The organism is Halobacteriovoraceae bacterium (assembly GCA_020635115.1).
Classification (GTDB): domain Bacteria; phylum Bdellovibrionota; class Bacteriovoracia; order Bacteriovoracales; family Bacteriovoracaceae; genus JACKAK01.
Genome location: JACKAK010000002.1, coordinates 20427 through 42566, shown reverse-complemented (window position 1 = coordinate 42566; position 22140 = coordinate 20427). Strand labels below are relative to the sequence as shown.

17 protein-coding genes are annotated in these 22140 nt (G+C 32.2%); 12 read left to right on the top strand and 5 right to left on the bottom strand.

Annotation, left to right across the window (positions count from 1 at the left end):
- The first annotated feature begins 30 nt into the window (after positions 1–30).
- From H6622_02510 to lon, 9 genes are all read left to right on the top strand, one after another.
- Positions 31–3945, top strand: coding sequence for a translocation/assembly module TamB domain-containing protein (locus H6622_02510; protein ID MCB9060377.1), 3915 nt, complete (start codon positions 31–33; stop codon positions 3943–3945).
- A complete protein-coding gene (locus H6622_02505) occupies positions 3942–6776 on the top strand; it encodes a BamA/TamA family outer membrane protein (protein MCB9060376.1) in 2835 nt (944 codons plus the stop codon). The genes H6622_02510 and H6622_02505 overlap by 4 nt, the downstream gene beginning before the upstream one ends.
- 126 nt (positions 6777–6902) lie before the next feature.
- Positions 6903–7340, top strand: coding sequence for a 50S ribosomal protein L13 (gene rplM, locus H6622_02500; protein ID MCB9060375.1), 438 nt, complete (start codon positions 6903–6905; stop codon positions 7338–7340).
- Between the two features lie 17 nt (positions 7341–7357).
- A complete protein-coding gene (gene rpsI / locus H6622_02495; GenBank protein ID MCB9060374.1) occupies positions 7358–7768 on the top strand; it encodes a 30S ribosomal protein S9 in 411 nt (136 codons plus the stop codon).
- 63 nt (positions 7769–7831) lie between these two features.
- Entirely contained in the window at positions 7832–10426 is a 2595-nt protein-coding gene (locus tag H6622_02490; GenBank protein MCB9060373.1) for a hypothetical protein, read from the top strand.
- Between the two features lie 100 nt (positions 10427–10526).
- Positions 10527–11258: a hypothetical protein gene (locus H6622_02485; protein ID MCB9060372.1), complete on the top strand. Its 732-nt coding sequence runs from the start codon at positions 10527–10529 to the stop codon at positions 11256–11258.
- A gap of 9 nt (positions 11259–11267) precedes the next feature.
- Positions 11268–13088 carry a matrixin family metalloprotease gene (locus tag H6622_02480; GenBank protein MCB9060371.1) on the top strand — a complete coding sequence of 607 codons (1821 nt, stop codon included), beginning with the start codon at positions 11268–11270 and terminating at the stop codon, positions 13086–13088.
- Between the two features lie 65 nt (positions 13089–13153).
- Entirely contained in the window at positions 13154–13624 is a 471-nt protein-coding gene (locus tag H6622_02475) for a hypothetical protein (GenBank protein MCB9060370.1), read from the top strand.
- Positions 13625–13722: 98 nt separating this feature from the next.
- Entirely contained in the window at positions 13723–16203 is a 2481-nt protein-coding gene (gene lon, locus H6622_02470) for an endopeptidase La (protein MCB9060369.1), read from the top strand.
- Positions 16204–16257: 54 nt separating this feature from the next.
- Here the strand turns inward: lon and H6622_02465 are convergent, their stop codons facing one another.
- Complete coding sequence (locus H6622_02465) at positions 16258–16470, bottom strand: DNA-directed RNA polymerase subunit omega (protein MCB9060368.1); 213 nt, start codon at positions 16468–16470, stop codon at positions 16258–16260.
- An 81-nt stretch (positions 16471–16551) separates the two neighbouring features.
- On the bottom strand, positions 16552–18375 hold the full coding sequence (locus tag H6622_02460; GenBank protein ID MCB9060367.1) for a long-chain fatty acid--CoA ligase: 1824 nt from the start codon (positions 18373–18375) through the stop codon (positions 16552–16554).
- Between the two features lie 160 nt (positions 18376–18535).
- Here H6622_02460 and H6622_02455 point away from each other — a divergent pair, with 160 nt between their 5' ends.
- Together H6622_02455 and H6622_02450 are read left to right on the top strand one after the other, a co-directional pair.
- Positions 18536–18757 carry a hypothetical protein gene (locus H6622_02455; GenBank protein MCB9060366.1) on the top strand — a complete coding sequence of 74 codons (222 nt, stop codon included), beginning with the start codon at positions 18536–18538 and terminating at the stop codon, positions 18755–18757.
- Complete coding sequence (locus H6622_02450; GenBank protein ID MCB9060365.1) at positions 18750–18911, top strand: hypothetical protein; 162 nt, start codon at positions 18750–18752, stop codon at positions 18909–18911. The genes H6622_02455 and H6622_02450 overlap by 8 nt, the downstream gene beginning before the upstream one ends.
- A 13-nt stretch (positions 18912–18924) precedes the next feature.
- Here the strand turns inward: H6622_02450 and H6622_02445 are convergent, their stop codons facing one another.
- On the bottom strand, positions 18925–19098 hold the full coding sequence (locus H6622_02445; GenBank protein MCB9060364.1) for a hypothetical protein: 174 nt from the start codon (positions 19096–19098) through the stop codon (positions 18925–18927).
- A 538-nt stretch (positions 19099–19636) separates the two neighbouring features.
- Between H6622_02445 and H6622_02440 the strand changes: the two genes are divergently transcribed.
- Positions 19637–19867: a hypothetical protein gene (locus H6622_02440; GenBank protein MCB9060363.1), complete on the top strand. Its 231-nt coding sequence runs from the start codon at positions 19637–19639 to the stop codon at positions 19865–19867.
- Here H6622_02440 and H6622_02435 read toward each other — a convergent pair whose 3' ends face one another.
- Entirely contained in the window at positions 19868–20269 is a 402-nt protein-coding gene (locus H6622_02435) for a hypothetical protein (GenBank protein MCB9060362.1), read from the bottom strand. It lies immediately after the preceding gene.
- Between the two features lie 155 nt (positions 20270–20424).
- Positions 20425–22125 (bottom strand): hypothetical protein, encoded by a 1701-nt coding sequence (locus H6622_02430; protein ID MCB9060361.1) that lies wholly within the window; start codon positions 22123–22125, stop codon positions 20425–20427.
- Positions 22126–22140 lie beyond the last annotated feature (15 nt).

The following is a 22140-nucleotide window of genomic DNA, read 5'->3' as shown; positions in this document are numbered from 1 at the left end:
ATAATTGTTTCAATTTTGATTGTTGGTGCAATGAAATTCACTCAGACTGAGTATTTTTCAAGCATCCTTTCCCGTGAGATTACAAGGGCAATAAAGAAAATTGCATCTGCTAAATTAGAGTTTGAAAGAATAAGTGTCAATGTTTTCCCTCCTGCTACGATATTGGAAAATGTTAGATTTGAATATCAAAATCAAAAGATTCTTCAAGTTAATGAATTATCTATTGAAATTGATATTTTCGATTTGTTTTATTCAGATTTGGCCATAAAAAAAATAAAGATGAGTGATGGACAAATTTTAATGTTGAATTCACTGCACGAGAAAAAAATAGAATTTAATGAAAATATGCTTAGTGAATTTGATGCGTTTAGAAATAAACTTTACAATGGAAAAAATGTAAAGATCATGGGGATTGAGTTAAATGATATCGGTCTCTACAAAGATGAACTACATGCCTTTGTGAAATTTGCTAGTCTAAACTTAAAAAAACATACCACAACTTTAGAAATTGAAAGTGAAGATATTCATATTAATGAACACAAAATAGATTATTTTGAATTGAAAGCACAAACATATAAGAATAAAGTTTGGATTAAAAAACTTAATATCTCTGATGATTTAAATTTTGTCTCAACTAAAGGGGAAATTGAGGAAGAAAATGGACATAAAGTAAACTTTGAGATTCAAGGTGATGTAAATATTGAAAATAGTCTTCTTAAGAGATTTAAAATTGATAAAGAAATATATGGAGAACTAGATTTTAAAGCGAATGTCATGGGCCGTTTAGGAGAGTTAGAAATTAAAACGGATCTGAATTTAAGAAATGTCAGAACACCTTGGTTTTACGGAGATAGTCTAAGTACATCTGTTAGGATTTTAGATGAAATCGTTTATCTGGATTCATTTATTTTAAAAAATGAAAACGGGATGATCAAAACGGAAGATAAAATCAAATTTTTTAATATCTCTCAAAACAAATTTATAGATAAAAAATATTTTATAAAAGCAAATAATATGGATCTTAAACCATTAATCTATTCATTTAGAGATTCTATTGATTTTATAAGCGGTCAACTGTCAGGAAACATATTTGTCAATTTTGAAGAAGATTTCAAAATTGATTTGAAAGAAAGCATAATAAAAGATTTTTATCTTGGAAAAAATGTTCAGAGACCTATTATTATTAATAATGAGTTAAAAGTTCAAGGTGGAATATTGAATTGGAATTGGCAAAATAAATTGGATTTGCAGTATGAAATTAGAATGGGAGAATATACAAATTTATTATTGAAAGGAATGATTAACAACAAAGTCGCTGAATTTTCAATAAAAGAAGGTCTTATCGATTTCAAAGAATTTGGTCCAATAGCAGGAGTTGATATTGAAGGGAGAGGTGGAGTAGATTTTAAAATGATTTTAGATAGTAGGAACTATCTAGACATGTATTTCACTGTAAATCAGTTCTCAGTAGTAGGATTAAACCTTGGAGATGCTATTACACATATGCAATATGATTTAGATAAAAATGAATTGAATATTCTAGATTATAAAGGAAAAAAAGAAATCTCTGAATACGAAGGAAAAGGTAAACTTATATTTGGGAAAAATGCCAGGATGGATCTGGGTATAAACGTTAAAAAAAGTAATTTAGAAGATGCTTTAGATATATTTCAAAATATGAAAGATAAATTTACGGGGCTAGGAAATATTTTAAATTCAGAATTTAAAACAAATCTTAGAATTTCAGGAGGATATAAACTATCAGAAATGAGTATCTCAGGATTTATGTACAGTGATAGAAGTAATATATTAAATCATAAGATAGATCAACTTAGCTTAAATTATGAATTAGAAAAAGAAATTATTTCATTGAAAAATATAACTTTGCAAAAAGAACAAGGACAATTTAAAGCGAATATACTTTACAACTTAAAAACTACTTATTGTGAATATGAATCAGATATAAGTAAGTTCAAATTGCAAGACTTGGAATTGTTTAAGAATTTTGATTTTGGAATAGATGGACAAATGAATGGGTCTGTCTATGGATCAGGACTATTAAAGGATCACTCTGTAAGAGGAGAGTTAAAACTAGAAGAAACCCAAATAGCTCGTGAAAAAATTCCAGACTCAAATATACTGTTTTTTTATGATAGGAATATATTAAATTCCGAGATGAGCATTTTTGGAAAAGATATTAGAGTTTCAATGAATATAGATTTATCAGAGTTGATTCTCGGCAAAAAAAGACATCCATCTGAAATTGAAATTGATTTCAATGTTGACGACGGCAAATATTTATTTGGAATATTTACAGAAAGAAATATGGAAATCAATGGGCCAGAGCTAAATCTAAAATCAACCATAAAGTTAAGCTCCTATTTGAAAAATTTCAGGGATACTAATTTTAGTTTCCACATAGATAAGTTTTCTTTTGCATATGAGGATTCTTATTTTAGTTTAAATAATGAGTTAGTGACAAAAATTGAGAATGGCGAAGTTAAAAAAAGTAATTTTTCAGTAAGTGACGGAACAGAGTATTTAAGATCAATTAGTAAAGGTGATCTTAATAAAGATTTTCAGTTTAAAACATTATTTAGTTTTAATTCTAAATATTTAAACCTTTTAAGTAAAAAAATAAAATATTCTAAAGGAGACATCTCTGGATATTTTGTTTTCTTAGGTAATCAGGAAAAATTTGACATAAATGCCGAAATTATTAGTAAAAAAATGAATATAAGTCTTTCTTCTGTTTTTGGTGAATTTAAAAATACCTCTTTTAATATTCTATTTAATAATGGTGATATATTTTTACAATCAATTAAAGCAGATTATGAAGGAGGTGAAATAAATGGGAGTGGAAATATTGCATTAAAGTTTCCCTATCCGACATTAAGTTTAGACTTTAATATAGAAAACGTTGCGCTTAAAATATTGGAACGTTCTAGATTTGTATTTAATAGTACTTTAAGTTTATCTGGAATAAAACCACCATATCTTGTGAAGAGCGATACAAATATTACTTATGGAATTTTTCAGGATGATCTTAATAATTTTAGTGGAGGAAAAATTAATGATAGTAACAGATATTTACCTGATAAAAAAAATATAAGAACAAATGAACTTATTGAGCTGAATTCTAACATCTATATTACTTCTCCAATTAGATTGAAATCAAATTTTTTAGATTTTTTCATTACTGGAGAGCTAAAACTAGAGGGTGGAATTCATGATATGATGTACAGAACAAAACTCAATATAGTACCAACTAACAGTAAAATTAAATTTAAGGGATATGATTTTGTTGTAACGAAGGGAGAAGTTTTTAAAGATGAAATTGATAAATCGATTCCAGAAATAAATTTAAGTTCTACGAGCGAAGTTTCAGAATATGTAGTCGTTGCCAACTTAAAAGGTCCAGTAAATGATACAAAATTGGAACTATTCTCCGAGCCTGCATTAGGTCAAGAAGATATTCTTTCATTGTTAACTCTCGGATATACCACAGAAATGTCTGCTAAAATAAATAAATCTGCATTGACTTCTGTTACGAGATTGGGAATTGGGAGTATTTTAGTTGATCAACTCAAGATAAATGAACAATTAAATGAGTCTTTTGGAATAAAATTAAGTGTTGTACCTGAATTTGTTGACGAAACAAACCTTGTAAGTACAACAAGTAATACAAACAACTCTGACAATAAGCTTAAGACTACCACAAAAATACAAATAGATAAGCCGATTAATAAAAAACTGGGACTTAGTTTTAGCTCTACAGTTGGAGGGAATTTACAAGAAAAACAAGAAGTAAAATTAAAATATAATTTAAACAAAAATATCTCTTTACAAGGAATTTACGAACTAAAAAGTAATGATACAGATTCCAATGACGGTTCAATAAACTCCCTAGGAGGGGACTTGAAATTTAAATGGACGTTTGAATGAAAAGAATTCTAGCTGCCATATTCTATTTTATCGTAATATTTCAAAGAGCTTATTCTATTGAATTAGAAGTTAATTGTCCAAATAATAAATTTTGTATGTCATTCAGAGAACAGGCAAGACAATTTTTTTCAGATGAAATGATTGATCAGACATCAGCTTTAACGGCCCTGAAGATTTTATTTTTAAGTGATAATATTAAAAACGCTGGATTTAAACTGATAGGAAATGGCCAAAATATTAAAAAAATTATTATAAATGTAAACTTCAAAAAAGTTTTTAAAGGATTCGAATTTATTGGGAATGACTCACTCGCGCAGGAGATGATAGATTTTAACAACAAATATAAAACAGGTGACTTTATTACAGAGGATGATGTTGAGGAATTTAGACAATCAATTTTATTACACCTTCAGAACAAAGGTCATAGAAATATTAAATATAATTTAAGACTTGAAGAAAATGAGGATGGTTTATTTGTTAGATTTCAGATGGAAAAATCTGATTTCATTATTCTAAAGTCGGTAAATATTGTTACTAGTTCAGATATTGAAAGTCTGCGCTTAAAGAATAGATTTAAGAAACTGTCCAATAAGAAATGGGATAAAATCAAATTCAATATTGTCATTAATGAGCTTAAAGACGAGTTATTAAAAATGGGTTATTATTTTGTCAACATTAAACAAGTAATCCCTCAGGTTGAAGATTCTACGATAAGTATAAAAATTGATTTGGAAATTGATCTTGGACAAAAGTTTAATTTATATATCGAAGGCAATAAGCATCTTGAAATACAAGAACTAAGAGATATATTATATGCTTCACTTAGGGAGTCTCAACAGGGACTAGATATTCCAAAACTAAAAGAAGCTGTAAATAGTAGATACGAATTACTAGGTGTGTTCGGAACAAAAACATATATCAATGTTATAAATTATTTGTCGAAAACAGGTGAAATTACAAATGTTTATTTAAATATTCAAGAAGGGAAGAAAATCAAAATTAAGTCAATTAGTTTTGATGGTAATCAATCAGTCACCGATTCAAAATTAAAAAATTTGTTTTATGAATTTGCAACAGGGATATCTAAAAATGGTCATTACAATTTGGAATACTTACAAAATTTTAAAGAACATATTAAAGAGGAGTACTTTAAAAATGGATTTCCATTTGTTAAAATAGATGGTCCAATCGTTTATAAGAGTAAGCAGTATGATGTACTATATCGTATAGATGAAGACGAGCAAACTATAATTGATGATGTTAACATTCAAGGAATAGAAGATAAAAACTTGCAAAAAGAAGTTAAAGATTTAATTGAACTTAAAAAAGGTGAACCTCTAAATTATTTGGCCATTGATTCACAAATTACGAAGGTTATTCAATATCTTAAGAATCAAGGTTTCTTTTTTGCAAGACTTTCACAGGATCCTTCTCAATTAATTCAATATGTAGATGGGTATAAAACTGCAAGGTTGAATTTTGCTTTTGATATTCAGAAAAAAATCAAGTTTAACAGAATAATCATTTCTGGATTAAAGAAAACGAGACCTGAAGTTATATTAAGAGAATTTCCTTCTAATAAAGGTGATATCTTAAGTGATGTTGATATACATCAATTCAAAGACAATCTTTCTTCTTTAGAAGTATTTTCATTTGTAAGAGTTAGCGTTGTGCCTTTAAATCGTGAAATACAAACAGATGAATTCTACAATGTTAATATTTTAGTACAAGTGAATGAAAGAAATCCTGGAATTTTTGAAGTTGCACCTGGATATAGAACAGATATTGGTCTAAAGCTTTCAACAAGTCTTAAATATATAAATCTTTATGGATTAAATAGAATACTTTCTTTAGATACAGTTTTAAACCAAAGGTTAGATAAAAATAACATCGAGAGCGAACGACTTGCTCTTTATGGAAGTGAGTTAGAATATTTGGCGAAGGTAAAATACATTGAGCCATATCTTTTCGGTACAAAAATTCAGTTTGAAAATTCATTGAGTACTCAAAGAAAAAGATATGTTTTATTCGATGCAGATACTTTAAGTGCTGACATTCGGTTTTCTCGATATTTTACAAAATTTTTCTCTTTAGGCCTTCAATATGAAATAGAAGACATTAAACAATTTAATTCATTAGATAAACTTGATGATAATAATAATGTTGTCAATCTGAACAGGTATTTCCGAATTGGTAGTATTTCACCCAATATGTTATTAGACTTTCGAGATAACAAAACCAACCCCAGAAAAGGTTTTTTTTCAGGTATATTTTTTGAATATTCTTCTCCTGATTTTGGTTCGATGAAAAAAGAAGACTATGAAGTAAAATTTTATAAATTGATATTTAGGAATAAGATGTACTGGTCTGCTAAAAATTGGGGAATTGCAATTTCTTATACTTTAGGAAAACAAAAAAACCTATCAGACATTATTAGCGATAGTAATGGCATTCCCCCTACAAAGATTTTTAGACTTTCAGGACTAGACTTTGTTAGAGGATATTCTGATGAACTTTTAAATCAAAGAAAAATTGGCGACAGTTCTAAAGATATTACAGAGCTTCTTGTGACGGATTCCTTATACATGACAAGCATGAAAATAGAACCACGTATATTCTATTCTGATACAATTAATATAGGCCTTTTTTATGATGCTGGAAGTCTCAGCTTTGATAAATTAAAATTATTTGGAGAAAAAGCAACAGCAGGTATTAGTTTTAAATACTTGACCCCCGTTGGATCATTAGATTTAGACTATGGTGTCAAATTAAACAAAACAGACAGACGAATTGAGTTTGCTCGTTGGCACTTATCCATTGGAACATTCTAGGATATACTTCTAAATTAACATATTATATGAAAATCGCCTTGACGGGGCATGCTTTCTTTATATATAAGGTTCAAGATTTTCTTTTTTTGTTGCGTTATTTTATAGTTGTAAGTGAGAAGGTTTATTATGTACGTACAGAAGTCATTTGTTTTAAAACCGGCCGATGCTGAGAAAAAGTGGTTCATTATTGATGCTCAGGATAAGATTGTAGGTCGTTTGGCCACTGAGATTGCTGACATCCTAAGAGGCAAAAATAATCCAAAGTATACGCCACATACTGATAGTGGGGACTTTGTTGTTGTGATCAATGCTGAAAAAGTAAGATTCACAGGAAAGAAACTTAAGGATAAGAAATACTATTGGCACACTAACCATATTGGTGGATTGAAGCAAAGAACAGCTCAAGAACAATTAGACAAACACCCTGAACTAATAGTTATGAATGCTGTGAAAGGTATGCTTCCAAAAAATACCTTAGGTAGAAAACAATTAACTAAATTGAAAGTGTATAAGGGAGAGGCACATCCACACGAAGCGCAATCTCCTGAAGTTTACAATATATAAAATAAAGAGGAAAACACATGTCGAGCGAGAAGAAGAGTACAAGTTATTTAGCACATGGTGTAGGTAGAAGAAAGTCGTCTGTTGCAAGAGTTTACATTTGCGAAGGCAACGGTAAAGTGATTGTTAATAACAGAGAAGTACAAGATTATTTCCCTAAGGGGACAGACAGATATGTTGTCAATCAACCTATGAACCTTCTTAAGATTTCAAATAAGTATGATGTTAGAGTGAATGTTGTTGGTGGTGGGTCTACAGGACAGTCTGGCGCGATTCGCTTAGGAGTTGCAAGAGCTTTAATTAAGACTGATCCCACTTTGAGATCAGAGTTAAAGAAGGCCGGATTTCTTACAAGAGACTCTCGTAAAGTTGAAAGGAAAAAGTACGGTTTTGCAGGGGCCAGAAGATCTTTCCAATTCTCAAAACGTTAATTTTTTACTATATATCAAAGATAAAGGCCCACCTCAGAGTGGGCCTTTTTTTTGAGAGAATCTGTGGAAAATTATTTAAAAATTAGAGGGGCCAGAACCAATAATTTAAAAAATATTGATTTGGATATCCCGCTTGGAAAAATTGTTTGTTTTTGTGGGCCATCAGGATCAGGCAAGTCATCGATAGCGTTTCACACCTTATTTGTTGAATCAAAGCGACGGTTTATAAATTCATTGCCTGTACAAACAAAATTCTTTTGGGACATTCCTCACGAAGTAGATGTTGAAGATATCAGGCCAATACTCCCTGTATGGGGATTGCCACAACATAATCCAGTTGTAGGAAGTAGGGCCGCAGTTATTGACCTTTTAGAATTAGATAAACATCTTGCAAATTATTTTTACTTAAATGGTGAATACAATTGCCCAAATCATCTCACTCCACTATCAAGGTCTTCTATAAGTGACTTTATTGAGCAAATCATAGATGGCATGGGAGAAATCATTCACATTTTCATACCTTCTGAAAAATTTATGCAAGGTCAATTTCCTGTTAGAGTTTATTCTGAAGAAAAGAATGAAATTTTAATGTTTGAAAATGGCCCCCATAGTTCTTGGTGGGAGGTAATGAAATTTAAAAAGTCGAAATCTCAAAATATTGAGGAAAAGCTTAAGGAAATTTTTGGAGCAGATCTCTATCACACACCATTTCTATTTGTAGATGCCGAAAATAAAAAAAGTGATGTTAAAGTTTTTAAATCTTTTTTAACCTGTAAGAGTTGTGATTTCACATTAAAAAATCTTCCCACTTCTCCTTATCAATTATCATGTACTTCACCATACGCTGCCTGTAAGAATTGTAATGGACATGGACAAATTTTAGAATTTGACGAGGATAAAGTTGTAAAAAAACAAGATCTTTCCCTAATGGAGGGGGCAATTACATTTTTGGATTATTCACGTTTTAATGGGCAGAAAAGTGTATTTTACGATAAATGTAAAAAACTATCTGTCAGAATCAATCTACCATACAAAAAATTAACTAATGTTGAAAAAGAAATTATATGGAACGGGAAGGGAAATTTTAGGGGGCTAAAGCAGTACTTTAATTATCTAGAAAGCAAAAAATATAAACAGCATGTGAGAATTTATACAAGATCTCTTCAGTCAGAACGAAGATGCAACGAATGTAACGGATCTCGTCTAAATCGGAGTATTCAGGGCCTTAAAAAAAACGGTCTAATTTACAGAGATACACTTAATTTAAAAGTTGACGAACTTGCAAGTACAGTCCTTCGATTTGGACAAAACAAAGACCCAACTTTAAGAAGAATTGCTTTTATACTTGAAATTGCAAAGGATCTAGGAATAGGTCACTTAGGGCTTTCTCGTAAAGTTAAAACCCTTTCTACAAGTGAATATCAAAGAGTGCTTCTGGTCAAATATTTAAGTTTTAAAGGTTCTGGTTCGATGTTTATTTTAGATGAACCGACATTAGGATTAGACCCCAATGTTCAGAAAAATCTTTTTAAGGGATTAAACACTCTTAAAGAACAGGGAAATTCAATTATTCTCGTTGAGCATTCTGAATACATGAAGAAGAAATCTGATTTAGTTATTGAAATTGGCCCAGGAGCAGGTGGAAAAGGTGGAAATGTTGTTTTTGTAGGAAAATACAGCCCTAAGGAAGAAATAAATATTATCACTTCTGTTGTAAAAAACTTTCGGCCTAAAAGTAAAAGAAGTATTGAAGTCATTTCATGTGCAAACTATGATGTTAATCTGAAAAATATTTCTTTTCCGATAAATGCTCTTACCAATATTGCAGGAGATTCTGGGACTGGTAAAAGTGCTTTAATATTAAAAAGTATTGCAAACTCACTTTATAGGTCTAAATATCATACAAATTTTTATGAGGATTTTGGACAGGTCTTTTTTGAAAATATGCCTTCTTTTGAATCAGTTATGATTTTTGAAAACTCTAATTCCAAAGGGCATGGAAGATCAACAGTAGGAACTCTAACTGGTCTAACACCTGTGATGAGAAAATACTTTTCTAGATTGCCTGTTTCATTATCTTTAGGACTCAAAGATGGGCATTTTTCACCTAATTCAGAGCTTGGAATGTGTTCAACATGTCAGGGTAGTGGGAAAAAAGTCGTTGAAATGAATTTTTTAGAGGACATTGTGTTTACCTGTGAAGACTGTCTTGGGATGAAAGTAAAAAAAATATATGGTGAAATTACAGATGGAAATTTCACCTTTGATCAGGCCATGAATTCACCAATTGAGGATGCTTTTAGAAAAATAAAAAAAACACCTAAGGTTATAAGAACGATAGAGTTGCTTAAAACTTTAAATTTAGATTATTTAAGTTTGGATAGACCTATTTCATCTTTGTCAGGAGGAGAGAGACAGAGGGTAAAACTTTTAAGTGAAATGGTTAAAGGAGTTAGAAATTCAATTTTATTTTTTGAAAATCTTTCTTTCGGCCTTTCGCAAAAGGATCTTCTTAACATTGAAGTGCTTTTACACGGATTGTTGGCAGGGGGGAATACCATTGTCGTAATTGATCATAATAAATTTTTTCAGCGTATATCTCATAAGGTCATGAAATTAAAGAGAAAAGGTGAAATAGCAACGTCTATCTTAAGCTAGGGCCACTTTTTAGAAAATCAAAACCTAATACTGTATATAATTAGTCAAGAAATTAAGTTTTTTACCGATTGGTCCATAAACTGGTCCTGCGAGGTGGAAATTGTTCATTAGATGTTTAGTTATTTCGTTAATTCAGACAGTTGGAAGTGTACTAGCGGTTCAATATGTACCAACTTCAATTGACTCACAGATTCAAAGTTCAGACGCCGTCATTAGGGCGAGTTATCAAGGACGTGAATTTAAAAAATCATCAGATGGACTTATTCTCACAGAGTCAAGCTTTAAGGTTGTATCTTCATCTGGACTTGGAAGTAGTGAATTATTAAATACGGATGCATTTAAGGTTATTCATCCTGGAGGTGAATGGGGTGGTGTTAAACACCATATTCCTGGAGGCCCACAATTCAAACAAGATGAAGAGGTTATTTTGTTACTTACGAAAACGAGTGATGGACATGTTTTGCACAATCTTGGAATGGGAAAATACAAAATTGTTATGGAAGGAAACAAGGAGTTTGTTAAATCTACTGTTTTTGGAGATCATCCAAGTTTTGGCAAAATGTCTCTAGAGGATTTCAACAAGGAACTAGAGTCTCGATTTGGAGAAGCATTGAAGAGTGTGAAGGATAGACGTTTTGTTTATAAAAAACCAATAGAAAAAAATGTGCCTTTAGCAAAAACAACAGAAGATAGTTCACAAAGAAATCCTGCATCACTAGAAGATACAAGTGAAGAAAGAGGGCACGGTCGATTTAATTTTTTTTGGTTAACTCTGATCCTGGCTGTTTTAGGGGCAATATTTATCTTGTTCACCAGGCAAAAAGATGATTAAGAGGTTTGTTTGAAATTCAAGCTGATAAAATTAATTTTGTTATTTGGGTTGATTTCGCAATTGCAGGCCTATGTAATTACAAGGCCAAAAGGTGAGGATCTTAAATGGAGTGGTTCTACTTCAAATCTGTCTATATATGTGTCTCAAGGTTCAAGTGTAAATGTAAATATGAATAGCTCTGTTTTTAGTATTGCTCAAGATGCTAGAGATCAGTGGAATCCACAATCAAATGTTAACATTGGTTTGATTGGTTCAAGTAGTGTGAATGATCAGAATGGAGTGAATGATTTATATTTTTCAAGTAATCAGTCACTTTTTGGGGGGGGAGTTGGCGGAGTTGTATTGGCGGTGACCATTGTGAAATATTCGAACGATATTATTCAAGAAGCTGATATTGTGGTGAATGATTCACAAACATTTTCAACGGTGCCTATGGGAAATAATTATCTTGGAGATGTTATCACCCATGAGATGGGACATTTTCTTGGATTAGCACACAGTCAAACTCATAGAGCAACAATGTATTATTCGGTTTTTAATGGACAACATATCTTACATGATGATGATAAAGCTGCGGTTCATTTTTTATATGGTGGAGGTACGCAATCTTACGGAAGTATTGGTGGGAGAATTGTTGGAGGTTCGAATTCTTCCAAAGTAGGAATTTTTGGAGTACAAATAGAGGCCATCTCAAATAAAAATGGAAAAGTTGTTGCCTCTGCACTGACTGAACCAGATGGATCGTATCGCATACACGGACTTCCCTTGAATGATAATTATTTTCTTTATATTTCACCGGTGAATGTTTATGGTGCAATTGAACCATACTATTCTACGGCCAGGTCAGATTTCTGTGGAGTTGGGATCAATCCCAACTATGTCGGAAGTTTCTATGAACAATGTACATCCTCAAATAATCAAGGACATCCCCGGGGGGTTAAATTAACAACTGGTTCACAGAATGTTTCACTAGGAGATATTACTATCAGGTGTGCTTTGAATGCAGAGGTCAGCTCTTCTTCAACTATTGATAATTCTAATACTGCGATTACTTCTGGAGAGACAATTGTTGGCTTTTTTGATTCATCTATAAGTAACACAACAAATGATTACACAATTGACCTTTCGAATATTAATATACCTACAAATGTCAGAATGAAAATTAAATTAATTTCACAATCTCTTTACTCATTAGCAAAAGCAAATATTCAAGTTAATAATGGAACAGTGAAATACTCGCATATAAATTCCTCGACTCCCTCATTCGAATCAAGGGGATCATTAAATTTATATACCTATGAGAATGAATATTTCATTGGCCTGAATTCAGGGTATTCAGGAAGTAACTACTTTAATATTGAAATCCATAAAGATTCTCTTATCGACTATGTAAACAGTTTACCATCAGGTGTAGACATAAGTGATTTATTTTTTCCTGGACTTCGCTTTGAATCAAATAATAATTATAGGCCAAGTCCAATTCATCCCAATGATTTTTATCTGTTAATTCTAACACTTGAGAGAAATACTGATGGGACTTATGAACCCTACGGAATGAAGGAATATTTAGGGGCAAATCCAAACAATAATTCCTGTATTGAGGCCAATAAAAGTGTAAGTGTTGCACCTTGGATTGAATCGGGAGGAGAGACAACGACTGCAGTTGTAAAAAGGCAATCAAGTGGTGGTTGTGGTATGGTCTACGATGTAAATAACGACTCAGGGCCTAAAGGCCCTGGAAATGCACCTTTTGCTCTAATACTTGGCTTTTTCATGACGACTTGGATTTTACGAATGAAGACGTCATTCTCTAGAAAAAACATATTATAAGACAGTGACTTGTCTGTTGAGTTCTCTATAATGTATAATAAACAAAATTAATGAGGGGTTTTTTTATGCTCAAAATGATCATTAGCTTAATGTTTATTATTTCTGTTAATGCCTATTCTCAGAATTTAAATAATATTAAAATTAGAAATATCGAAGATAAAAAAACTTCTGTCTATGTGAATGAAGGAATCTTTCATCATAGGGCCAAGAAACAAAAAACAACACTCAAAAAAATCAGACAAAATTTTACAGCAAAAAGAGGATACGAGAGAATCGTTTTTGACTTTGCCACACAAGAAATACCTAATATTTACGGACATATCGATTCTGATGGACACAAAATTACTTTTGACATGATGTATACAGAAGTTAAATCAGGAATTAATGCTTTTGGTAAAAAAGAATTTGTAAAATCTGTTGATTTTTTCCCTGTGTCAAAAGACACTGTATCAGTTGAAATTGTTCTAAGTAAAAAAGTGAAAACTGAAGTCTTCCGTCTCCCAAGTAAATTAGTTTTTGATTTTATGGCCCTTTAAGAATTATTATAATTCACCCTTTTAGTAGATTATCTGGTATAGTCAGATGATCCTTCTTTAGGGGGTTCTTGAATTTTTATATAGGGGGCATTTGTAATATGACAGATATCGAAAATGAATATCCAGTTCACATACAAGATTCAAACGTAGAAGAAAAAAATTATCCTGATTCAGTTGTTATAATTCCAATTATGAATAGCCCAATCTTTCCAGGGATGATTGCACCAATCATTCTTTCCGAGGATAAGTTTACTCCAGAATTGGACAAGCATATTTTGAAATCTGGATACGTTGCGCTTAATTTAGTGAAGTACAGAGAAGAAAAATCAAAAAAGGTTGGAGATGAAGATGATTTTTCAGATGATATTGAGGTCAAATCATCTGATATTTATAAAGTAGGTGTGCTTTGTAAAGTTGTAAAAAAACTTAAACTACCAGACGGTTCTGTAAATGTACTCGTTCACGGTATCAAAAGATATAGGGCCAGTGAATTCTTGCAAGAAGACCCTCTTGTAATGGCAAAAATTGATGTTTTTGATGACATCCTCGAGGCCGATGAAGAATTAGATGCCTATACTCGTTCTGTTATTAATCAGGTTAAAAAACTTTCAGAAATTAATCCTTATTTTAATGAAGAAATGAGATTAGCAATGTTGAATTCTCCTTCACCTGGCTCGCTTGCAGATTTAGTGGCCTTTGCTATCTCTCTAGATATTCCTGAGGCCCAAGATTTTTTAGAAACGCTACTTGTGAAGAAAAGGTTTGCAAAACTACTTGTCTATCTAAAGCGAGAAAAAGATGTTGCGGATATACAGAAAAAAATATCAGATGAAGTGAATGATAAAGTTAATAAATACCAAAGAGAGTATTTTTTAAGAGAGCAACTAAAAGTTATTCGTTCTGAACTTGGAATGGATGAAGACGATAAGTCCAGAGATGTTAAGAAGATCAAAGAAGGATTAGAAGAGGCCGGCCTTCCTGAGCAGGCCTACAAAACGGCCATAGAAGAAGTAGAAAGATTGGAAGTCATTCCTGAGAGTTCTCCTGAATATAATCTTACTCGGACTTATTTAAATTGGATGTTGGAATTACCTTGGAGTAAATCTTCAATTGAAGATATTGATATAAAAAAAGCACAAAGAATTCTTGAAAAAGATCATTATGGACTAGAAAAGGCCAAGGAAAGAATTTTAGAGTTTTTGGCCGTTAGGAAATTAAAACCTGGATATGATGGAACAATTTTATGTTTATCTGGCCCTCCTGGAGTAGGTAAAACTTCACTTGGTAAAAGTATTGCGAAATCTCTTGGGCGTGAATTCTATAGATTTTCGCTTGGAGGCATGAGAGATGAGGCCGAGATAAAGGGCCATCGACGAACATATGTTGGAGCAATGCCAGGGAGAATTATTCAGGCCCTTAAAAGAGTAGGTGTAAACAATCCTGTGATTATGCTTGATGAAATAGATAAGCTTGGACAATCTTATCAAGGTGATCCTGCTTCAGCATTGTTAGAGGTTTTAGATCCTGAACAGAATAAAGATTTTATAGATCATTATTTAGATATTTCATTTGATTTATCAAAAGTTCTTTTTATTGCAACAGCAAATTATCTCGCTGAAGTTCCTGAACCTTTATTAGATAGAATGGAGATTATTGAACTCAGTGGATATACCTTAGAAGAAAAGGTTTCAATTGCACAAAAATGGGTTCTTCCAAAACAAATTAAAAAACATGGTTTAGAAAAATCGGATATAACACTGTCTATTCCTATCATTAAAAAAGTCATTCATGATTATGCAAGAGAACCAGGTGTTCGGGTCATGGAACAAATGATAGCAAAACTATGTAGAAAAGCTGCTTTTTTCAAAGTTCAATCTCCACGTTCTAGAAAGTCATTTGTCCCAACAGAAAAGAATTTGGAATCCCTCTTAGGAACTCCTTCCTTTCAAACTGAAATGGCAAAAAAACTTATGGATCCGGGAGTCGTTACAGGTTTGGCCTGGACAGCTTTTGGTGGGGATATTCTTTTTATTGAAACTCTTGCTTTGGAAGGTAAAGGCGGACTCAAACTTACAGGACAACTCGGTGATGTCATGAGCGAGTCAGCAAATATTGCTTATACTTATGTAAAAAGTATTCTTCAACATGAATTAGATGGTCTGCCAGCTAAAAAGAAAACGAAAGGTACAAAAGAAAATGAAGACCAAAATTCGGAAGATTTTTTGGCCGAACATGATATTCACTTGCACTTACCGGCCGGGGCAACCCCAAAAGATGGGCCATCGGCAGGCATAACGATGGCCACAGCATTGTATTCCTTGGCCACGAATAAAAAAGTTAAAACGGGTCTGGCCATGACAGGGGAGTTGAATTTGTCAGGTAAGGTTTTACCTGTAGGTGGAATTAAAGAAAAAGTTCTAGCTGCAAAAAGAAGTGGAATTAAAGATATAATTCTACCAAAACAGAACGAAAAAGACTTGAAGGAAGTCCCAGAACGCCATCGAAAAGGTCTTAAATTCTATCCTGTGGAAACACTACAGGATGTTTTTAAAGTTGCTTTTCCACGTAGTAGAAAATAAAAAAAGAGCTCCAATCGGAGCTCTTTTTATTTTAAATTTTTTTAATGATTTTAATTAAAATTCATCTGAATCATACTCATCGACAGGAGCATGTTTAACCTTGTCGGCAGCAATTTCACGAAGAGCAGTAACAATGTCCTTGTTTCTACTTCTCACAAGAGGTTCAGATCCATCACGTAGTTGTTTAACTCTTTTAACTGTTAAATGAACGAGTTCGTATCTGTTTTCTACCTTTTCTAGACAATCTTCAATTGTAATTCTGGCCATTTTTAACCTCTTCTCTATCAAAATACCGGTAAGAGACTCTTATATTTTAAAAGCGTATAGATGTCAAAGAATCTCTTGAAATCAAGGATACATTGCGTTAATTTCTGATTCATACTCTTTTAGTAAAACTTTTTTCTTGAGTTTAAGAGACGGGGTAAGTTGTCCTCCTTCGACAGAGAACTCGCTAGGGGCAATGTAAAAAGATTTAATTGTTTCAAAACTGGGAAGTGAACTATTAACGAGATCAATATTCGACTGAATTAACTGTTGAATATGAGAGTTTTTGGCATAATCTTCTATGGTAGAGTGTTGATTGAGGCCAAACTCGTCTAATCTATCAGCAAATACTTCTTTTTCTATTCCAACGATTCCGGTTAAATATTTTCTCTTATCCCCAATTACCATAAAGTGAGAGATATATTTTTGTAACTTCATCATATTTTCAATTTTTTGAGGAGCGACGTTTTTTCCGCCAGATGTAATAATGATATCTTTTTTTCGGTCTGTAATTTTCAAGTATCCTTCAGAAGTAAATTCTCCAATATCTCCACTGTGAAACCATCCGTCTTCATCTATTGCTTTTTTAGTTTCAACTTCATTTTTATAGTAACCACTAAAGAGAGCTTCTGTTTTAATGAGTATTTCACCATCGCTAGCGAATTTAAACTGAACATCCCCCATGGGGACACCTACTGTTCCTGGTATTTGTTTCCCTACAAGGTTTAAAGAGCAAGGAGCAATTGTTTCAGTTAGCCCATATCCTTCAAGAACGGTAAGGTTACAGTTTCGTAAAAATTTAATAATATCTACACTTAAAGGTGCTCCTCCTGAAGCAAAAAAGCGTATCTCTCCTCCAAATTTGTTATAGATTTTTTTAAATACTACATTATAAGCGACTTCTCTTGCCGCAATTTCAAGAGGAGTAGGAGAAACATCACTTTCAATTTTTTCAAAATAATTATTTGAAACACTTAATGCATTTTGAAAAATTTTTTGTTTTAGAGTCGAACCGCTTTCAATCTGATCCATTACTTTCGCATAAACTTTTTCAAAGATTCTTGGAACGGCCAGAATGAATGTAGGCCTTACAATCGTAAGATTGTCTAATATTTTTTCTATACATTCAGCATAAGTTGTAATGATTCCAAGTGGAAGAAAAAGTAGAGAATCAACACGTCCAAAAACGTGGCTAAGTGGGAGAAAGACAAGATTTTTATCTTCATTTGAAATACTTCCCTTCAAGGTTATTCTGAGATTGTAGAGCATTGAAGAAAAAGCGTGTTGAGTAATGACGGCACCTTTTGGCTCTCCTGTTGTCCCTGACGTATAAATTATTGAAGCTATATCTTCTCCAACAACATCATCCATATAGTTTTGAAATCTTTCTGGATATAATTCTTTTTCCTGTTTTCCAAGTTGAAGGAATTCTTTGTAATTATAAAAAGAAATATTTGCATTTAATCCATTTCTTTCGTTTTCGTTAATTCGTTCAATTGATACTATCACTCTGAGATTAGGAAGATTTTTTTGTACTTGAATAATTTTTGAGAGTTGAGATTTATCCTCAATAATTAAAATCTCACTTTCAGAATGTTTAAAAATATATTCGATTTCAGAAGGCAAGTAACTGGGGTAAATCGGAATAGTTATTCCTCCGGCCAGCATAATGGCCAAGTCAAAATAATTCCATTCTTTTCTGGTGAGAGAAAGTATAGATACTTTTGAGCCTTTCATCATATCGTGTTTGATAAGTGACAATGAAAGTTGCTCAATCGTAGTTGAGTATTCTTCGTATGAGATATAAGAGACAGAACCTTTTTTTACTTGGCCAATGGCCTTAAGTTTAGGATTTTTTGAGACTCTATATTTAAAAAGTTTTGGTAAAGTTTTTTTATTTTTAGACATGGTTAATCCTATTTGCTCATACTTTTTGAATTTAAGGGTCCTATCTGAGCATAATCCATTAAAGGAGACAACACAATCGGGTACAGTTTAATAATATCAGACTTTTGTCGTCAATATTAGTTTCCATATTTGAAATTGTCATTCCTAGTAGGAGGTCATTTTGAGAAGTCTAATTGTGATGGGCAAATGTGAGGGGATAGTTAAGCAAGAAATAAATTACGCATATTATTTTTGTTTCAAAGGAACTTTTAAAGGAAAGAAAATTTTTAGAATATGTATAAAAGCAAAGACTTTAAATTTTGAGGTCGGAAAGGTTTACTTATTCAACCTGAAAATTTTAGAAATTAGCGATGGAGTTTTGTATGGACAAATAAATGAATAATTCATTTGTTTGTAATAATGTTTATTCGCGAGTATTGTCATTTATTCTCCTACTTTCTTGTAGAGTACACATCTCTGATATTGAAAGTTTACTTACAATGGCCATAGAACTACAACCTTTAAACGTTTCTTCTCCGATTTGTGAAGTTATGTAAAAAATATTATTCGCTATTTTTTATTTTGAAGAGTGAATTCATCAGCTCCTTCTTCTATTTGCAGAAGCTCTCCTGAATTAATTAAAAAAGAATTTGAATGCAAAAGTGCTCTCATCACAAATGCCAGAGTTCTGTTGGCCCTTTGACGACCAAAATAAACATTTTCAACATCTCTAAACTTGGCCATTATTGAAGCTTATGATTGAATCCACAATTTTAGTGAAGGTAAAATTTGTGCAAAAATCAAAGAGCATATCATAGAATTTGTATCCAAGATGAACTTTATCTAAGCTCTAAAAATTCAAAGTCTTTTACAATTTCTGTTTGTGAATATCTCTTCTGAGAATAAGGAAAAAGTTGTAGCAATTAAAAAAATTTTTATACTAATATAATGCGAGTAAGTTAAAGATAAAAAATCTAACGAAATATGGGGAAGTTTAGAATGTTTCCTATTGATATGCTGCATAATGTAGTTTTGTGAGTGAATTTGCATGCTACCATCATCTCAATTCATATCTTATTATTGGAAAATGAAATATCAGTAGAAATCATTACTTTGAACAAGAGAGAGAAGCTGATGACAGGTAATGAAGGATTTCCTAAAAAAAATGAAAATGTCGTGAATTTGGATGATTTTAATTTCTCATTTTTGTCTATCTAAAACTTCCACTTTAAATATAAATGTTTATAATAGTAACTAGACAGAATTTTCAAAGTAGGGTGATATGTCAGAAAATGGAGAAGAGCAAACGGAAAGACAATTTTTGCATGATATAAGCAATCAGCTCGTAATCGCTCAGGGAATGGGGAGCTTTGTTCTTTCAACTCTTGAAAAACAAGAAGACGTTGATGAAAAATTATTAAAGAGAATGGAAAAATCTATCAATGCCATAGAAAAAATGATTCAAATGGTGAAAGATCGTAGAGATGTTTTGAAGAGTCATCCAGTTGAGTGATTATTCAATTTTAACATCTACTTTGTCTCCAATCATTAACCCTGAGATTTCAAAAAGAGGGTCATCTTTTTGATCTCTGAAATTTTGAATAAGTCCTATTGAACTAGAATCTTCAGAGTGAATAACTTTTAACTCGCCTATTTTGATATTGTAATTGAAACGTTGTTTACTTTCGTAGGCGTCAATTCTTGAAATTTGCCGGTAAACATTCAGGACTGTACCCTGATTTACTCCCTGGCCCTTACCTAGATTCACATAGTAGTTCTTTTTTACAATTTCATTAGGTTCTCCCATCGGAATATCCTGTACAATACTGTAGATTATAAAGTCTTTTGCGAGAGCACTTTTAAATAACAGGATAAGCGAAATAGAAATTAGGGTCAGTCGCATACTTTTAAACATGACTTTTCCTTAGTTGCAGGTCTGGCCATTGCGTTTTGGCCGCCTCTTTCTTACTTAGAGGCATAAATTTAATCGGAAAAAGGCAAAAATTTTCAATGTTTGATAAAAGAGTTCAGAAAACCGGCAAATATTTCCCTATAACTTAAGAGTCAATGTTATTTACCCACAATTTTTAGATATTTATAAAAATTTTGAATAATGTCTGAATGTCTGTAGTTTTGAAGATAAGAGTGATTAATATAATATTTTCTGTCATAGTAAAGAAGTATCCATGGAAGTTCTTCTTCCACAATATGTTCGATTTCTTTCATTATTTTATATTTATCATCACCATTTTCCATCAATTTCAATTTATCAATAAGTGAATCAATTTTAGGATTGTTGTAATTAGCAGCATTCGGCCCGGGAGTTACATTTGCACTATGCAAAAGTTGTAAAATATTTTCCGCATCTGGATAATCTAAGGCCCATCCTCCTGGCCATAAAACTAGTTTTCCTTTTGATTCTTTGTCTAAGAAAGTTGGATAGGGATTTAAAACAACATTTGTATGAATTCCAATTTTTTCCAATTGCGACTTAAAAAACTCGCCCTTTTGTCTCCAGGTCGTGTTGTTTCCTCTCATATTGATATCAATACTGGGAAGTCCCCTTCCTCCTGGATAACCAGCTTTTTCAAGGTAATTTTTTGCCTTTTCTAGGTCATATTCATATGGTCTTTGATGGTTTGGGTCATGTCCCGGGATTCCCGGAGGATAAATAGAATAGGCCTTCAGACCAACATTCTTCGTGAAGAGATCTATGTATTTATCAACATCGATAGCGTGGGCAATTGCCTTGCGTAAAAAGAGGTTCTTTCCAACGAGTCCGTTTTCCATATTAAAAGATATCCACCAATAGGTTAGGGTTGGAGAAACGACGAGTTGAACTCCTTCTTTTTCTAGTTTTTGTGAAATAGTTCCATCTTGGTCAATAACCATTGAGAAATTATCTTTAACGAGCAAAATAAAATCCAAATTTTTTTTCAAAAAATTAAGCCATCTAGGTTGAGCTTCGTTTAGTACAAAAAATTGAATTCCATCAGATAGCGGTAAAATCTTACCAGCATCTTTTAACAATTCAAAATCATGAGAATAACGATCACCTTCTGAGGGATATTTAGAAACATTATAGTTAGGAAATCGCTGAAGTTTTGCGCCAGAGTTTTTATTAAGAGAAGTCAACTTAAATGGGCCAGTACCAACTTCAATTTGTTCAAACATATTATTATAATAGATAACACTTTCTAACGGGATAGGAGAGGTAAAAGGCATAGTAAAAGCAAAGAGAAACTGTGGATCATATCTTTTTAATTTAATTTGAAACTGCGTTTTACTTAATGCTTTTAATCCTTCAATGTCTAAAGTGACTAATTTGTTGATATCAGTTTTTGCTTTATCTCTAAATTCATCTAATCCAATTATTTTATCTCGAAAAAGCCACCACCCTTTTGATTGAGTTCCTTTGAAAGCAACCCTTTTAAGTGCTGTTATGAAATCTTTGGCCTCAACAAATCTTTTTTGACCTTTGAATGAGGGGTCATAATGATAAGGGACATTTTCTTTGATTGTAAAAGTAATGGTTTTTTTATCTTCACTATAAACGGGAAATCCATCTGATAAAAGTGGTCTCATTGCAAGTGGACGTTTTAAATAATGATATTCAAATAGTGTTTCATAAACTTGAGATATGATTGTTCCGGAAACAGAATCGTAGGCCACGCCAGGGTCAATTGAGTCAATCTTTCCATTGAGTGCTGCTCTAATGATATTGTCCTCACTAATAGTGTCGACTTTTTTACGACAAGAAAAAGTAAACATTAAAGTGAGTATGAG

What these genes read in the sequence shown, in the direction of transcription:
- H6622_02510 (MCB9060377.1), top strand. Translation starts at nt 31, where the DNA reads ATGAAATTCACTCAGACTGAGTATTTTTCAAGCATCCTTTCCCGTGAG.
- H6622_02505 (MCB9060376.1), top strand. Translation starts at nt 3,942, where the DNA reads ATGAAAAGAATTCTAGCTGCCATATTCTATTTTATCGTAATATTTCAA.
- rplM (MCB9060375.1), top strand. Translation starts at nt 6,903, where the DNA reads ATGTACGTACAGAAGTCATTTGTTTTAAAACCGGCCGATGCTGAGAAA.
- rpsI (MCB9060374.1), top strand. Translation starts at nt 7,358, where the DNA reads ATGTCGAGCGAGAAGAAGAGTACAAGTTATTTAGCACATGGTGTAGGT.
- H6622_02475 (MCB9060370.1), top strand. Translation starts at nt 13,154, where the DNA reads ATGCTCAAAATGATCATTAGCTTAATGTTTATTATTTCTGTTAATGCC.
- lon (MCB9060369.1), top strand. Translation starts at nt 13,723, where the DNA reads ATGACAGATATCGAAAATGAATATCCAGTTCACATACAAGATTCAAAC.
- H6622_02465 (MCB9060368.1), bottom strand. Translation starts at nt 16,470, where the DNA reads ATGGCCAGAATTACAATTGAAGATTGTCTAGAAAAGGTAGAAAACAGA.
- H6622_02460 (MCB9060367.1), bottom strand. Translation starts at nt 18,375, where the DNA reads ATGTCTAAAAATAAAAAAACTTTACCAAAACTTTTTAAATATAGAGTC.
- H6622_02450 (MCB9060365.1), top strand. Translation starts at nt 18,750, where the DNA reads ATGAATAATTCATTTGTTTGTAATAATGTTTATTCGCGAGTATTGTCA.
- H6622_02445 (MCB9060364.1), bottom strand. Translation starts at nt 19,098, where the DNA reads ATGGCCAAGTTTAGAGATGTTGAAAATGTTTATTTTGGTCGTCAAAGG.
- H6622_02440 (MCB9060363.1), top strand. Translation starts at nt 19,637, where the DNA reads ATGTCAGAAAATGGAGAAGAGCAAACGGAAAGACAATTTTTGCATGAT.
- H6622_02435 (MCB9060362.1), bottom strand. Translation starts at nt 20,269, where the DNA reads ATGTTTAAAAGTATGCGACTGACCCTAATTTCTATTTCGCTTATCCTG.
- H6622_02430 (MCB9060361.1), bottom strand. Translation starts at nt 22,125, where the DNA reads ATGTTTACTTTTTCTTGTCGTAAAAAAGTCGACACTATTAGTGAGGAC.